Annotated in this window: 11 protein-coding genes; 3 read left to right on the top strand and 8 right to left on the bottom strand. The window is 57.0% G+C overall.

The window, feature by feature from the left end; all coding sequences use genetic code 11:
* The first annotated feature begins 35 nt into the window (after positions 1–35).
* Entirely contained in the window at positions 36–299 is a 264-nt protein-coding gene (locus tag AC6EI9_RS09660; RefSeq protein ID WP_006042532.1) for a DUF8660 family protein, read from the top strand.
* Between the two features lie 12 nt (positions 300–311).
* On the opposite strand, the gene AC6EI9_RS09655 is transcribed toward AC6EI9_RS09660, so the two are convergent.
* From AC6EI9_RS09655 to egtB, 3 genes are all read right to left on the bottom strand, one after another.
* On the bottom strand, positions 312–797 hold the full coding sequence (locus tag AC6EI9_RS09655; RefSeq protein WP_498467572.1) for a hercynine metabolism protein: 486 nt from the start codon (positions 795–797) through the stop codon (positions 312–314).
* A gap of 85 nt (positions 798–882) precedes the next feature.
* Positions 883–1854: an L-histidine N(alpha)-methyltransferase gene (gene egtD / locus AC6EI9_RS09650; RefSeq protein WP_498467571.1), complete on the bottom strand. Its 972-nt coding sequence runs from the start codon at positions 1852–1854 to the stop codon at positions 883–885.
* Positions 1851–3071, bottom strand: coding sequence for an ergothioneine biosynthesis protein EgtB (egtB, locus tag AC6EI9_RS09645; RefSeq protein WP_498467570.1), 1221 nt, complete (start codon positions 3069–3071; stop codon positions 1851–1853). Before egtB ends, egtD begins: the two co-directional genes overlap by 4 nt.
* Before the next feature lie 105 nt (positions 3072–3176).
* Here egtB and AC6EI9_RS09640 point away from each other — a divergent pair, with 105 nt between their 5' ends.
* On the top strand, positions 3177–5231 hold the full coding sequence (locus AC6EI9_RS09640) for a serine/threonine protein kinase (RefSeq protein ID WP_498470005.1): 2055 nt from the start codon (positions 3177–3179) through the stop codon (positions 5229–5231).
* On the opposite strand, the gene smpB is transcribed toward AC6EI9_RS09640, so the two are convergent.
* Positions 5225–5719, bottom strand: coding sequence for an SsrA-binding protein SmpB (gene smpB, locus AC6EI9_RS09635; protein WP_067093316.1), 495 nt, complete (start codon positions 5717–5719; stop codon positions 5225–5227). The two genes, AC6EI9_RS09640 and smpB, sit on opposite strands and share 7 nt — an antisense overlap.
* A gap of 64 nt (positions 5720–5783) precedes the next feature.
* Between smpB and ruvB the strand changes: the two genes are divergently transcribed.
* On the top strand, positions 5784–6848 hold the full coding sequence (gene ruvB, locus AC6EI9_RS09630) for a Holliday junction branch migration DNA helicase RuvB (protein ID WP_498467569.1): 1065 nt from the start codon (positions 5784–5786) through the stop codon (positions 6846–6848).
* A gap of 54 nt (positions 6849–6902) precedes the next feature.
* Here ruvB and AC6EI9_RS09625 read toward each other — a convergent pair whose 3' ends face one another.
* Genes AC6EI9_RS09625 through AC6EI9_RS09610 form a run of 4 tightly spaced genes read right to left on the bottom strand, consistent with a single transcriptional unit; the run spans position 6903 to position 13975 of the window.
* Positions 6903–9038, bottom strand: coding sequence for an ATP-binding cassette domain-containing protein (locus AC6EI9_RS09625; RefSeq protein ID WP_498467568.1), 2136 nt, complete (start codon positions 9036–9038; stop codon positions 6903–6905).
* A complete protein-coding gene (locus AC6EI9_RS09620) occupies positions 9035–11140 on the bottom strand; it encodes an ATP-binding cassette domain-containing protein (protein WP_498467567.1) in 2106 nt (701 codons plus the stop codon). Before AC6EI9_RS09620 ends, AC6EI9_RS09625 begins: the two co-directional genes overlap by 4 nt.
* Before the next feature lie 10 nt (positions 11141–11150).
* A complete protein-coding gene (locus AC6EI9_RS09615) occupies positions 11151–12509 on the bottom strand; it encodes a hypothetical protein (RefSeq protein ID WP_498467566.1) in 1359 nt (452 codons plus the stop codon).
* A complete protein-coding gene (locus AC6EI9_RS09610; RefSeq protein ID WP_498467565.1) occupies positions 12506–13975 on the bottom strand; it encodes a TolC family protein in 1470 nt (489 codons plus the stop codon). The genes AC6EI9_RS09615 and AC6EI9_RS09610 overlap by 4 nt, the downstream gene beginning before the upstream one ends.
* Between the last annotated feature and the right edge of the window lie 142 nt (positions 13976–14117).

The raw sequence follows: 14117 nt of genomic DNA, 5'->3' as shown, positions 1-14117 counted from the left end.
TGGATAATGGAACACAGTGGCATGGTCCCTTTCCAATGAGTGGTGAGCGCGTAGGTTTCCGCTTCAAGCACGCCGATGCGGTGGTCAAGCGCAATCCCCAGGGGCGCTCCCGCCGCGGCTGGGTGATGGAGCCCGTTGAGCAGACCACCAGCCGAGGCACCAAGATGCCCGCCTATCGGATTCGCTGGCGCGACAGCGAGCGTCCTGAGATTGTGCTTCAGCACATGCTGATTGCCGATCCTGATCCGACCCCACCGCCCGAGAACGTCAGCCTCGAGCCTCCTGCTCCCAAGGCCTGATTACTTCAGGAATCAGCTGAGCCCCTGGCGACGCCTGAGGTCTTCTAGCTCTTGGTGAGCTTCAAACAAGGCCCAGTCCTCATCAAGGCTGCGATGTCCTCGTTGTTGTGAGGCCTTCTGATTGAGACGGGAAATCTGTTGGTCCAGATCTCGGAAATTCCGACCCAGTTCATCCAGTTCATTCCAGAGATCTCTGCCCTGATCCATCAGGCTGTTGACATGCTTTTCAGCACGCAATGCCAGGTCATCGGCTCCGGCATCGCGTGCTTTGTTGGTTCGTTCTCCCCAGGCCTGCACTTGCTCTGCGAGTGACAGCAGCTGCCGACGCAGGTCTCGGGCTTGGATCTGCATCAGATCGCGGCGGCTGCTGAGATCGCGCTGTCGGTCCTGCAGATGCTGCTCCTGCAGCAGGCGGTCTTGATCGGGATTGGAGTGCAGAAAGGCATCCAGCCGCTCTTCCAGGTTCTGTTCCAGCTGATCCAGCCAACTCGGCGACATCACCCAGCCCTGCCAGCGTTGCTCATGCTCATGCTCATGCTCATGCTCATGCTCATGATCAAATCAGGGCTGAATGTGTCTTTGTTTAGTCTGCCGCTTCCAGCCAGTGCAGGGAGAGATCGTCAGCAGGATCATGCCAGCGCTGGCACCAGCGCCAGCCTGCGTCCTTGGCCAGCTCACGGGCCATCTCCACGGAGTATTTGACGCTGTATTCGGTCACAAGCGGTTGCCCAGCGCTGAAGGTCCATGGTTCACCAGCCACCGACACCGTTTGATCGCCTTCGCTGATCAGGGCCATGCGCACCCGGCTCTCTGCTTCCTGCCAGATTGCCTCATAACGGAACTTGTCTGGGATGAAGTTTGCGCCCAGATCCTTGTTCAGTCGTTGCAGCAGGTTATGGGCGAAGGCGGCGGAGATGCCTGCCGCATCGTTGTAGGCGGCCTCCAGTCTCGATTTTGATTTGGGCTGGTCAAGTCCCAGCAACAGCGGACCTCCATCGAGCAGGTCCCGGAATCTGCGCAGCAGCGCAATGGCTTCGTTGCGAGTGAAGTTGCCGAGGGAACTGCCAGGAAAGAACCCAACACGCCTTGTCCCACGGATCAACGGATGGTCTGGAAGCAGATCAAGCTGACTGTGATCGCAGCAGATTCCCAGCATTGGCACCCCTGGATGTTGGGTCTGAAGTGCCGCCGTTGACTGGCGGAGGTGCTCGGCGCTGATGTCGAGGGCCACATAGGCGGCAGGGCGCATCGCCTCCAGAAGCGGCCCCACCTTGCGGGCACTGCCTGCGCCAAATTCAACGATCACCCCTGATCCAATGGCACGGGCCATGTCGGTTGCTGCTGATTCCAACAGGGCGATTTCCGTTCGGGTGAGGCTGTACTCGGGTTGCTGGCAGATCAGATCAAACAGGTGCGACCCCTCGCTGTCGTAGAGGAACCACGCCGGCAGCTGACGCGGCTCGCGTTGCAGACCGTCCTGCACCAGTCGACGCATGTCAGCGCTGGGCGGATGCAGATCGATCAGTTGAGGACGCGCAGGCGTTTGGGTTGTCATCGGGCCAGGCGTAGACCTGCCGCCATCCAGCGGCTGGCCGGGGTGAAAAAGTTCCGGTAAGTGTCGCGGGAATGGCCTCTGGGTGTGAGCTGGCTGCTGCCGCGCAGTACGAACTGGGAGGTCATGAATTTGCCGTTGTATTCGCCCACAGCTCCCGCCGCTGGTTGAAATCCCGGGTAAGGGCGATAGGGACTTGAGGTCCATTGCCACAGCTGGCCATGGCTTTGTTCAAGTGATGAGCCGTGCTCATGGCTGGCTAACTCCCATTCCGCTTCGCTGGGCAGTCGGGCGCCGGCCCAGCGCGCATAGGCATCCGCCTCGAACCAACTGAGGTGACGAACCGGCAGCTGATCGTCCAGCGGGCAGCGGCCAGCGAGGGTGAACTCCCAACGCCAGGGACCTCGGTTATCGGGATCATGTCGCCAGTAGCGGGGTGCTTCCCAGTTGCGCTGACTGCGCTCAGCCCAGCCCTCGCTCATCCAGAGCTCAGGGCGTTGGTAACCGTCATCGTCGATGAAGCACCGGTAATCAGCATTGCTCACCAGGCGAGTCGCAATGCTGAAGGGCTCCAGCCAGGTTCGATGCCGTGGGCCTTCGTTATCGAAGTGGAAGGCATCACCGCTGTGGCCCACTTCCACAAGGCCCCCACGGCAATCGAGCCAGCTTCCGTTCCGTTTGGAACTTGTCGTTTTGCCGGTTGGGCCGGGCTGATCATCAAACGGTTCAGTCCAGTCGCTGCGATAGGCCGGTTCGAGCGGCTGACGGCTGAATCCATCCAGCAGGTCCATCAGCATCAGCTCCTGATGCTGTTGCTCATGGTGAAGGCCCAGTTCCACCAGGCCCAGCCACGGTGCCTCGGGATGGCGCTCCAGAAGCTCTTCCAGAGCAAGATTCACCCGCTTCCGCCAGGCTGAGACTTCCTCCATCGGCGGTCGGCTGAGCAGTCCTCGCTGAGGTCGCGGTTGGCGTGGGCCAACAGCGTCGTAATAGGAGTTGAACAGGTAACTCCAACGGGGGTCCGCGGGGACGTAGTCCGGATGGTTGGGCTTCAGCACAAAGGTTTCGAAGAACCAGGTGGTGTGAGCCAGGTGCCACTTGGGTGGGCTGGCATCGGCCATGCCCTGGAGGTTGAGGTCTTCGCTGTTGAGGGGCTCAATGAGCGCCTCACTGGTACGACGCACCTCCATCAGTCGATTCAGGAGTGAGCCGGAGGCCATGGGGGGAATCATGCTGGCGGTGACGTTAGTGGGATCCCCGCCAGGTGTCAGCGCAAGACTGCCCCTACCATCGGCCCAAATCGCCTCTCCCTTGTGATCGGCACGTTGTTGGCCGACCGGTATCGCCTGGACCGCTGTCTGTCATCTGATCCAGACCATCCCCAGGGGATTCTCTGGCGAGCCGCTGATCAGATGGCGGGCGATGCACCCGTTGCGTTGCGGCAACTCGACAATCAGGCGACTCAGGATCGCTTTCGCAGTCTGTGGCCGTCGATGCAGTCATTGCTGCATCCCCAGATTCCACGCTTCGGAGGCCTGCTTGAGCAACAGGGCAGTCTCTGGCTGGTGCGTGAGTGGCAGGAGGGTTCAATTCTGGGTCAGATCCAGACTCAACGCCTTCAGCGTCAGTTGGTGTTCGGCCCTGGTGAGGTGTTGCTGCTGATGAGGCAGTTGTTGCCACCTCTTGCTGTGCTGCACGGTCAGGAGCTGGTTCATGGCGATCTCAATCCCCGCAATCTGCTGCGGCGCGATCAGGATTGCCTGCCTGTGCTGTTGGATTTCGGGTTGCTGCAGCGCTGCGGTCAGCAGCCTCTCATCGCAGCCTCACCGGCTTTTGCACCTCGCTCTCAGGTCCGGCAGGACCCTGCAGCTGCGTGGATGGATCTGCATGGTCTCGGTGTGTCGGCTCTGACCCTGCTTACCGGTCGTCCCCCTGCGCAGTTGTTGCAGGCTGATGCAGAGGGTTGGTTGCTGCCCGACGATCTCGATTTGGAACCTGCCTACCGGCAGGTGTTGGAACGGTTGCTCTCCGAGCAGCCTGAACGCCGTTTTGAGCTGGCGTCTGATGCCCTTCAGGCTTTGCAGGCTGTGTCGATGCCTGAAACAACAGGTCCTCAGGCGCGGGCTGAGCGCACCCTGGTTCTGGCTCCGGCTGTTTCGGATGACTCACCGCCTGTGGCGAGTGAGTCTCCGGATTTGCCGTCGTTCAATACATCTCGCACTACAGCTCGTGAGCAGGCACGGCGCCGACCTTCCGCGGAAGAGCGACAGCTTGCGGCGGAAGGCCGTCTATGGCCCGTTGTCGGTGCCCTGTTGGTCTCGGCTCTGGTGGGAACAGCCATCGGTTGGTTTCTGCTCACTCGCGGCAATCCCCCCGCTGGTGCCCCCTCCACGGATCGCGATGTGATCGGCCGTTCCCCTTCCGCAAGCCTTCCGCCTGCGGAGGTTGATCAACGTCAGCAGCTGCTCAGTCGTCTGCGAGCTCTGCAGGTTGATCGCAGTTGGTTTCTGCAGTTGGTGGATGCAAGCCTGATGGCCCGTTTCCCTGAGCGTGGCGGTCGTCTGCCCAGCGATTCCCTGGAAGACGCCCCTTTGAGGAGTGTCTGGAACGAACTCGCCGAGGAGTGGTTGGCCAGGGTGGAGCAACTGCCGCCGGCGCTGCGCAGTCGTCTGGGACAGCTCAAGCCTGCCGACTGGCAAAGGCAACGCCAGGCCCTTGTGTCGCAGGGTGTGAACAACAAGGTGGTGGAGCAGCTTGTCAGCGCTTCGGCTCAGGCGTTGCTTCCCGGTGTTCCGGCAGGGGTGAAGCCGCCTGAGCCTTTCCGTCAGCTGTGGATCGCTGCCGCAGTGCGCAGTCTTGAGGATGTGCGGATTGAACAGGTCAAAGCGCGTGCGCAGGCGCCCACGGTTCTGTCCAGCCGGGTCTCCGCTGGTGGTGCCCGCCTGATCTCGATCTCGGTGCCCGCTGGTCGTCGCCTGGTGCTGGGCATCAACGGCACCCCTTTGATGCAGATGACTGTCTATGGCTCCGATGGGGAGGTGGCTGCCGATCGTGGACCGCTGCGTGTTGTGACCCTGCCTGTGGAGGCAGGTTCGCCTGTGCAGGTGCTGGTCACCAACGACGGCGTCTCGTCCGGTTTGTTGACGCTTTCCTGCCGCGCCGATGCGCCAGCACCGAAGCCGTTGCCGGAGATTGATCTCAACCCGATTCCCGATCCGGCCACTGGGGCTGAGGGCCCTGTCGAGGCGCTTCCGGAACCCCCCGGTCCCCGGCCTGCAGGTGCTGAGGATCCTCCTGTTGAAGAGGCCGATGCTCCTAATCGAATCACCACTGAATCCACCACTGATTCCACTGCAGGACCAAATGAGAACAGTCAGTAGCGGGCAATGGCAGCCCGGGTCTCTTTCTTGATCTGTTTGTCCTTTTCGGCAGCGCGCTTGTCATGCAACTTGCGGCCTTTGCCGAGACCGATGGTGAGTTTGATCCAGGATCCCTGCAGATGCATGTTGAGTGGGATCAGCGTCAGCCCTTTCTGATCGAGCTGTCCCCGCAGTTTGTCGATTTCGCGTCGGTGGGCCAGCAACCTGCGCACGCGCAGGGGGTCGTGGTTGTAGTACCCGCTTGCATGGGTGTGGGGTGAGATGTGCACGTTGTGCAGCTGCATTTCACCCTTGCGGATCAGGCAGAAACCATCCCGGAGATTGGCCTGGCCGGCTCGAATGGATTTCACTTCGGTGCCCACCAGTTCAATGCCGGTTTCGAGCGTTTCCAGGATGTCGTATTGATGTCTGGCCAGCCTGTTGTCGGCCAGTAAGCGATTGGCCGCTGCCCGAGCTGCCGCGTTTTTCTTGCCTCCACCTTTGGCCATAGCCTGTTTGGCCTTTCGGCCGCTTGATGCTCCGACCCTATCCAGGTCTCGGTACTCTTCCCACATGGCCATTGTTTCCTCAAGCGCAGGATCCCCACGTCCACGCAAGGAGCGTGAGCCCAATCGGGTGGTCGACGCAGCCCGGCAGCCAGGAGACGATCTCAATCCAGCGGCGCTGGCCTCTCGCGACGACGGCTTAAGGCCCAAGTGTCTGAAGGATTACATCGGTCAGCGTGAGCTCAAGCAGGTGCTTGGCATTGCGGTGCAAGCCGCGCTGGGCCGCGGCGATGCTCTCGATCATGTGTTGCTCTACGGCCCGCCGGGTCTTGGCAAAACGACCATGGCCATGGTGCTGGCTGAGGAGCTGGGAGTGAAATGCCGCATCACCAGTGCCCCGGCGCTTGAGCGCCCCCGCGACATCGTTGGTCTTTTAGTGAATCTGCAGCCACGGGAGCTGCTGTTCATTGATGAGATTCATCGACTCAGTCGGGTGGCCGAGGAGCTGCTCTACCCGGCCATGGAGGATCGTCGACTCGACCTCACCGTGGGCAAGGGAAGCACCGCACGAACCCGTGCACTGGACTTACCGCCGTTCACGTTGGTCGGTGCCACAACCCGTGCAGGTGCATTGAGTTCACCGTTGCGCGACCGCTTCGGCTTGATTCAGCGTCTTGAGTTCTACGGCCTGGAGGACTTGCAGTCGATTGTCGAGCGGGCCGCCGGTTTGCTCGACCTCGATCTCACGGCTGATGCCTGCGCTGAGATTGCACTTCGCTGCAGGGGGACGCCTCGCATCGCCAACCGACTGTTGCGTCGGGTGCGAGATGTCGCGTGTGTCCGTGACTGCTCCGGAGCAATCGACAGAGTGTTGGTCGATGAAGCCCTCACCTTGCATCGGGTGGATGGCCGCGGTCTGGATGCCAGTGATCGCAGGCTGCTGGAGCTGTTGCTCCAATCCCATGGAGGCGGTCCCGCCGGACTGGATACTCTCGCGGCGGCTCTAGGAGAAGATCCCACCACCTTGGAGTCTGTGGTGGAACCGTATCTGCTTCAGCTCGGCTTCCTGCAGCGCACTCCGCGTGGTCGGGTGGTGACGGCTGCGGGCCGCGACCATCTCGCTGCTGCTTGATCGCTTCTGTTCAGTCGCGCAGACCGACCTGAGCCATTCAACAAGCGCTCTTTCTCAATCAAGGTCAAAAACGTTGTGCTCCAGCCCCGGAGATCCGAGCTTGCCCTGACATCGGATCGTTCCGTTCTCAAGCAACACAATCGTGTTGGCGATCTTTAATTCACTCTGATGGCTCGCCACCAGCACAGTCGTGCATTCCTGGCTTTGGATCAGCGCGAGCAGATCAGCATGCGCCTCCTCGGCAACACCGACCAGAAATTCATCCAGCAGCAGAGCTGATGGCTGCCTCAGCAGAGCCCTGGCCAGTGCCAGCAGCTTGCGTTCCGCACCGTTGAGTGGCTCTCCCTCACCCTCGAGTTGGGTATTCAGCTGCTGAGGGAGAGACCGGATGCGCTCGTTCAGTCCCACATCCCCGAGCATCGCCCAGAGTTTGTCATCGCTGTCATCACGATTCTCACGAAGCAGGTCTCGAATGCAGAGGCTCTCCAGAACGACCTCCTGAGGTAGATAGCCAACCTGTCGCCGCAAGCCTCGGATCGCAAGTTTGCTGATCGGAATGGAGTCGATCAGCACTTCGCCGAGGTCGGGAGTTGTCATGCCGATCATGGTTTTCAACAGCAATGATTTTCCGGAGGCTCTTTCCCCTGCGATTGCAAGAATCTTGCCGCTGTCGGCTGTCAGGCTGATTTTGTTGAGCAGTGGTGAGCGCAGCCCTGATGGCTGGAGGCGAATGTCTCTGAGACTGATTTCGCCTTCAAAAACATGGTTAACGGCTTCAACTCGCCAGCCATCTTCAATCGGTTCATCCAGGATCGTTCTGGCTTTTTTCCAGAGAACCGAAACCGTGGCAAAGACCGTGGTGAGGTTGGAAGCGGCTCCTGCGATTGATCCTGTGAATGCGGTGAAGGCGGAATAAAAGGCGATGAAGCTACCCACAAGCCGTGGGTCTCCTGTCGATTGGGGTGAATTGAGGACCTGTAAGACCGCCACCGCGAATAGAACGACGGAACCCAGTGGAGACAGGAAGAGCAAAATGACATCGATGGCCTGCTCCAAGGCATCCAGCTTGAGCGAGGTGTTGGCCATCGTCGTGTAGCGCTGCATCCAGCGCCGCAGCATCGGCACCTCCGATGACATCGACCGAATGGCCAGAGCATTGAAGCTGAGCTCATTGCTCATGGTGTTGAGCTCTGCCTTGAGTTCAAACACCTCCTCATTGAGCTCAATGGACTGCCTGGCGATTTGGAACACCACCACCAGCGCCGCCATGACGACGAGAACCATCCAGACGGCAAGGCCTGGGCTGTATTTGATCATCAGCGCCAGGAAGGCGAAGGAAAACAATGCGGAGAGTGCCGAAGTCAGGGCGCCCGCTCCGATGTAACGACGGATCTTGGAGATGGCGCTGAGCCCGACGTAGATCTCCCCTTTGCTGTGATCAGCTGTAAAGCCAGATGGAAGCTTGAGGAAATGCTCCCAGAGTCCGATCTGCAGGCGTTGGTTGCCGATGGTTTCCAGCCTCAGGATCATCAGCCCTTGCAGGTATTGGCTGGTGATGGAAGCCACAACAACCATGGCGACCACCAGCAGGCTTTCGGCCAGCCACCCGAGATCGCTCTGCGGAAGCACCGAGGAGACCAGTGTGTTGGTGAGGATGGGAATCGAGAGGCTGAATCCCAGCACGATCAGGGAGATCAGTAGTAGTAGGCCAATGGCACCTAAATCCGGCTGGTAAGCGAGACGGGCAATCTCAGTGACTCCGTCAATCCGGTCGCGAAAGCTGCGATGCAGCTCGTGTGCGGTGTCAGCGAAGACGGGCCATGATGTCTGCGGGATCTGAATCGTGCGGCCGTTACGGATGGTGATCAGGCTGTTTTTCTGTCCATCTCTGTAAAGCAAGTAAGGCTTGAGATCGTCAGCTTGATGAATTAGTAAGAGGGGGTATTCACCCTTTTCAAGATCCCCTGGGAGGGAAACAGTTCTGTAGTAAACGTTGTTGAAATCCAGGCAGGTAAGGATGTCGCCTTCGACCCGATCCAGACGTTTGTTAGTCAGATTGAGCAGGCGTAGAGCAGCGCTGATCAACAGCACTGAGTCACCGGCAGTTCGTGATTCTTCTGTCTGTCTGGGACGCAGGGAATAAATCTGCCGATCAAGCCTGTTGAGATAACCTCCGTCGCTTTTGCTCATTTCACGTCTCTCCCTTCAAGCGTCATCACGCGGTCGTAGCTTTTGGCATCCCCCCGTTCAGAAAGACTCACAAGGGTGATGCCTTCTTCACGGCAATGAGCGTGAATCCGTTGCTCATCCTGTTTGCGCAGTTTGCTGGTGTCGACATCCAGAAGAAGCACCCTTGGACGCCCGCAAAGGGCTCTGGCAATCGCAAACTGAATTTTCTGGCTGCTGCAGAGAATCTGATCAGCATTATCAAGATGATGCTCGAAACCTGCTTCGAAGCGTTCGATCCAATCGGTTAATCCAACAACATCGGTGGAGCGTGTTGCATCACTTCGCTTGCAATCTGTTCGCCATGCGGTGATGTTTTCAAGTAAATTTGCTGAAAATAATTTTGGATTGTCATCGACATAACTCACTTTGCTGTGCCACTGCCGGCTGTCCATTGATGTGATGGATCGTCCGTTCATCAGCAACTCTCCTTCGGTGTGTGCAAGCAGTCCGCTAAGGATTCGCAGTAAGACTGTTTTGCCTGATCCACTGTCGCCACGCAGCAAGATCTGCTCACCTTGGCTGATGTGATCGCTGAAATTGTTCAGGACGGGTTCGTCGAATTGGCTGAAACGGCAGCCAAGATCCTTCATGGTGATCTCCAGGCTGTTCATCTCATCGGATGTTTGTTCGCTTGCGCTGCCATGATCAGCACGATCGAGACCGCGATGCCAGGTATCCCGTTCTCCCTGGCAAAGGTCGTCGTAGAGCAGCAGCAAGCCCTGAAGTGACTGCCAGCCATTGCTGATGGCTGGGATGGATTGCATCGAGTCACTGATCTGCCCTTGAATAAAGACGAAGGCAAGCAGACTGCCCAGCGATACGCTGCCCTGAATGATCAGCAGGCCGCCAACTCCGAGCAGCAAGACTTGTGTCGCGAAGATGGTTCCATTGATGGTCACATTGCGGTTGACCTTTTGCTTGCCAATGATCTGATTCTGGTTAACACCTTCTGCAAAAAAACCTTGCCACTTCTGCAGCATGCTGAACTCAGTTCCGCTGCCTTTGAAGGAGTGAAGGTGATTAATCAGTTGAAATGCAATTGCATAGCGTGAGTTGTTGGCTTTTTGGCGGATGGTCAGGTTGTCAGCAGTGTTGCTCGTTACGACGTAGGAAGCCCTCAGAACCACTGCAAAACCCAGCAGGAGCAGCAAAAACAAAGGAAACGAAATAAAAGCTGAAAAGATCACAATCAGCAGGGCAGTCCATAATCCAAGGATTGGAGAGAGGAATGAAAAAATCCCAGTGCCGGGTATGTAATAGGGATACATCAACCGTGAAGCCAGATCCCCAGGATCGCGCAGAGTTAGGAAGCCATAGCTACGGGTGAAAAGAGTCTCGAAGACTTCATCGGCCATCCGTCTTTCAAGCACGAAGGCCATCCTTCTCAGCAGCAAGTTGGAGAGCAGAGCCATGCAGACACTCAACGACAGCGCGATCAGTGCCAGCCAAACAATGGGGATTCCGAACGAAAGACGGTTTTGTTGTAGAAACTGATCGATGAACTGCGAAGAGCAGGCCGCAATCATCAAGGTCGGAACAACCGATCCTGTTGCCAGGAGAAACAACGCCAGCACAGACCGGCGTAGTGGATTCAATGATTTGAGACTGCTTTGCCAGAACGGCGTTCGCTGGCTCCTCTTGAAACTTTCCGTTGTTGTCAACGGCAGAAGCTGGGTCCCTCTGAAGTTCTTGAGACCTTGTTGTTGTCTGCCCTTGGCAGTGTTGTAGATCTCTGCAGAGTCTTGGTGGCTCGAGAGGATGAGGCAATAACAATTGCGGCTGTCAAGGCTGATGGCCGGTTCTTTCAAGCTTTGGATCCGTTTGTCGCTGGTTTCGTCGTTGCTCAGACGTTCCCATTTGCCGCTCAGTCCAAAGGATTCGGCGGCCTTCACCAGCTTTTCTGGTGTGGTGCCATCTCGGGTGATGCAAGAGGCTGAGCTCAGCTCGCGAAGAGTGCAAGTTTTCCCATGGCAAGCCAGAGCAATGCCAAGAGCAACAGCTCCGGATTCGGCCTCCACACTTTGCAGAAGTTGGGGCAATTTGTACCGAGGCTTTTCTGGCATCGTTTCAGCGTTAAGTTGCGCCGCCGCGCTGAGGAGTGAGCATCGGTGCACTGGTTCCGCTGAATTGTCTGAGCCACGGAATCAGCAAACTGATTGGCCGTACTGTTTGCGTGGTGATCTGCAGACTCAGCAGATCACCCTCGCGGACCGGATAGGGGATACGTCCTGCTGAGGACCACTTCAGGCCCTCCTTGTTGGTGTCCTTGTTCGTTGGATCTTCTTCAAGTTGGATCGTGATCAGAATGGGTTGTGGGATCAGGTTGGAGATTTCGTTGGCCTCTCCTTCACTACCAAGGCTCTGCCTGATTTCAGTCAGAGAGGCCGGTAACACTTCCACGTTCTTCACCTTGGCTACCAGCCCTCCGTACTGAGCCTGGCTCATGCCTGTGGGGGTCGCTAGAACCTTCATGCCTGGTCGGACCTGTTGAGCAGCCGCCTGCGACAGAAATCCTGGAATTTGTTCAGGCATTCTGCTGAGAGCTTGTCTTGAGACCCTGAGTACCGCGTCGTTTTGTCGCACCTCACTCAGGTGCGGTGCCAGGACATCGGTGATGAATAAATCGTGTTTGGCAAAGATCAGGCTGACGTCGGCATAGGTTCGAAGTGCTTTGACGAGTTTTGTTTCCGCTGAATCCACCGCGACCCTGGACTGCAGCAATTGCGCCTGGTTCGCAGCCAGGCGCTCCTGATGCGACAACACCTCGCTGCGGATGGCATCCACGCGAGTTTGCTGGCTGAGATACTTCGCCCGGCTTGCATAGCCACGCGTATTCAGTTGACGAATGGTTTCTAAGAATTCAGTCTGAGTTACAACTTCGTTCTTCAGCAGGTTGATTTTTTTCTTCAATGCGAGGTCGATCGCTGTGAGTTCCTGTTCCGTTAAGCGCAGGGTTTTTTCACTGAGTCGATAGGCATCCAGGCTGTCTTTCAAGACAGCCCATTGAGCTGGTGATTCCACCCAGCTGAGTAAGGACCCTCGTGCGATTTTTTCCTTGCTCAAAGTGCCGTTTCGATTGAGCTTCGGGGCGGCAGTCAGTGCCAGGACTTGCTCAGCCAGCTCAGCTGTTTGGGCAGCGGTTTTGTTGATTCCAAGCTCGCTGAACTCAAACAGCTCTCGGTTGCGCTCACGGGCCTGTACGCCACCGGCGTTGAAATTGTGGTGGAGTTCTCCTTCAGTGAGGCTGAGCAACCGGCGGTTATTGCCTCTGAGGATCATCAGGCCAAATCCGTTCACGTAGATCGGAACTTTCGCAAAACAGGCCCAAAGTAGTCCTCCAGTGCTGATCAACAGCGTGATGATGATCGCCGCCCTTAAAGGCGAGGAGATCAGACGGACCGAGGTGTATTCGCTGGTGGCGGGTTTGTTCATGGATCAGTTGTCTTTGACTTCATCAGGGCATTGATCTGTGGTTGAAATGGTTTGGGCCACTGTGCCGAGTAGCGGTAGAGCTCTGCGATTGCATTGCGATAGATCAGACGCAAGGATTTGTTCTGTTCAGCAGCGTGGCCAAGCAGTTCTGTGGCCTGCACCACGGTGGTGATGTCACCAACACCGGCTGCATAACGCGCTGATGCGACATTGACTGCCTGCTTTGCTGTCTCCATAGCCTCCTGCGACTGAGGCAGAGCAAGTTTGGATGTCAGATAAGCGGAATAACTTCGACGAATCTGGTTACCCACCAGGTCGCGATCCTGTTGGGCTCTTTGTCTCTGTGCCTTCGCCAAGCTGCGATTGGCTGCAGCCCGTGCTGTCTGTACGCCACCATCGAAGAAGTTCCAGTTGAAGCCGAGGCCAATCGCCAGATCAGTGTCGGTTGAGTTGCCACTGTCACCGGAGTTGCTGCTCCCAATGGTGCCATCGATGATTCCTTCCGAATAGATCGCGTATCCGTTCGCTGAGAGAGACAGCACTGGCAGGTAGACGTTTAAAAGTCGCCTGGCCTCCCAATCATCAGCTTCAGCTTCAGCCAGAGAGACGCGGATCTCCTCTCGAAGTGCTAAGCCCTCAGCGATTGTTTGTGGCAAAGAGAGTTCCCAGCTGGCGAAATCGTTGCTGCTCAGCTCTGCCGGAATCACGGAACTTCCTGGTGGTCGACCCATAATCCGTGCCAGGTCGGATGCGATCTGCAGCTGCAACCTGTAAAAACCGTCGAGAGTGGTGAGCTGGCTGAGCAGTAGTGTCTTCTGCTGAGAAACATCTCCAATGTGGAGCAGACCACCTCTGAATTGCTCCTCAATAATGTTGAGCTGTCTAAGATTCTGCTGGTAAATATTCTCGTAAATCTTGATTAATCGTTGATTTTCTTGCAATTCATAATAGCTGATCTGGGTGTCAAGAACAATGCTCCTGGCAATTACGTCGAAAGTGAACTGTTCTGCCTCCAGTAAAGAGTTAGAGCGATTGATCGCTGGCTGGCGAGTGGGTTCTAAAAAGTTCCAATCCACTTTCAGGCCAAGTGACCCTAGGGCGTAATTATTGAATTCATAGGAGGAGCTTTCATCGCTATCTTTCGGATAGGAAATGATATCAGTCTCAAAATATTGACCCAGCAGTGGGCTTGAATCGCTGTAGGTGAAGAAGCCTGCTGTGGGCAACCAGCGGCGTTTTTCAGAGGCAAGCAGAGAGCGGCGAGCTCTGATCGTTTCCACAGCTGCCAAGAGTTGTGGGTTGTTGCGCAGAGTTGCCTCGATCGCATCGGCAAGATTGATCTGCTCTGATTGATTCAAGAGCTCCCGTGCAGGCTGTAATTCTGATGGCACTGGCGGTTGCGAATAACCGAGTCCCAGAACCGCCGCACTGACTCCAAGACACAATCTCAAGACTGCTGTTTTCATCAGCGAAGTGAGGATTGTCTTCTGCACAATGACCGGAACTTAATGGTTGCTTTATGCGCTGGCAAGACTCTCTATGAGCCTTGTTTCAGCCTCGTGACTCTCGTCAAGTCGATCGTCATGATCAGTCGACTCGCTTTCAGTC

The organism is Synechococcus sp. MIT2312, assembly GCF_059772315.1.
This window is presented reverse-complemented; position numbering and strand designations above follow the sequence as displayed.

Excerpts from the sequence above, each read along its gene's own strand:
- AC6EI9_RS09615 (WP_498467566.1), bottom strand. The coding sequence starts at position 12,509 with ATGAACAAACCCGCCACCAGCGAATACACCTCGGTCCGTCTGATCTCC.
- ruvB (WP_498467569.1), top strand. The coding sequence starts at position 5,784 with ATGGCCATTGTTTCCTCAAGCGCAGGATCCCCACGTCCACGCAAGGAG.
- egtB (WP_498467570.1), bottom strand. The coding sequence starts at position 3,071 with ATGGCCTCCGGCTCACTCCTGAATCGACTGATGGAGGTGCGTCGTACC.
- smpB (WP_067093316.1), bottom strand. The coding sequence starts at position 5,719 with ATGGCCAAAGGTGGAGGCAAGAAAAACGCGGCAGCTCGGGCAGCGGCC.
- egtD (WP_498467571.1), bottom strand. The coding sequence starts at position 1,854 with ATGACAACCCAAACGCCTGCGCGTCCTCAACTGATCGATCTGCATCCG.
- AC6EI9_RS09660 (WP_006042532.1), top strand. The coding sequence starts at position 36 with ATGAGTGGTGAGCGCGTAGGTTTCCGCTTCAAGCACGCCGATGCGGTG.
- AC6EI9_RS09620 (WP_498467567.1), bottom strand. The coding sequence starts at position 11,140 with ATGCCAGAAAAGCCTCGGTACAAATTGCCCCAACTTCTGCAAAGTGTG.
- AC6EI9_RS09610 (WP_498467565.1), bottom strand. The coding sequence starts at position 13,975 with ATGAAAACAGCAGTCTTGAGATTGTGTCTTGGAGTCAGTGCGGCGGTT.
- AC6EI9_RS09655 (WP_498467572.1), bottom strand. The coding sequence starts at position 797 with ATGTCGCCGAGTTGGCTGGATCAGCTGGAACAGAACCTGGAAGAGCGG.
- AC6EI9_RS09625 (WP_498467568.1), bottom strand. The coding sequence starts at position 9,038 with ATGAGCAAAAGCGACGGAGGTTATCTCAACAGGCTTGATCGGCAGATT.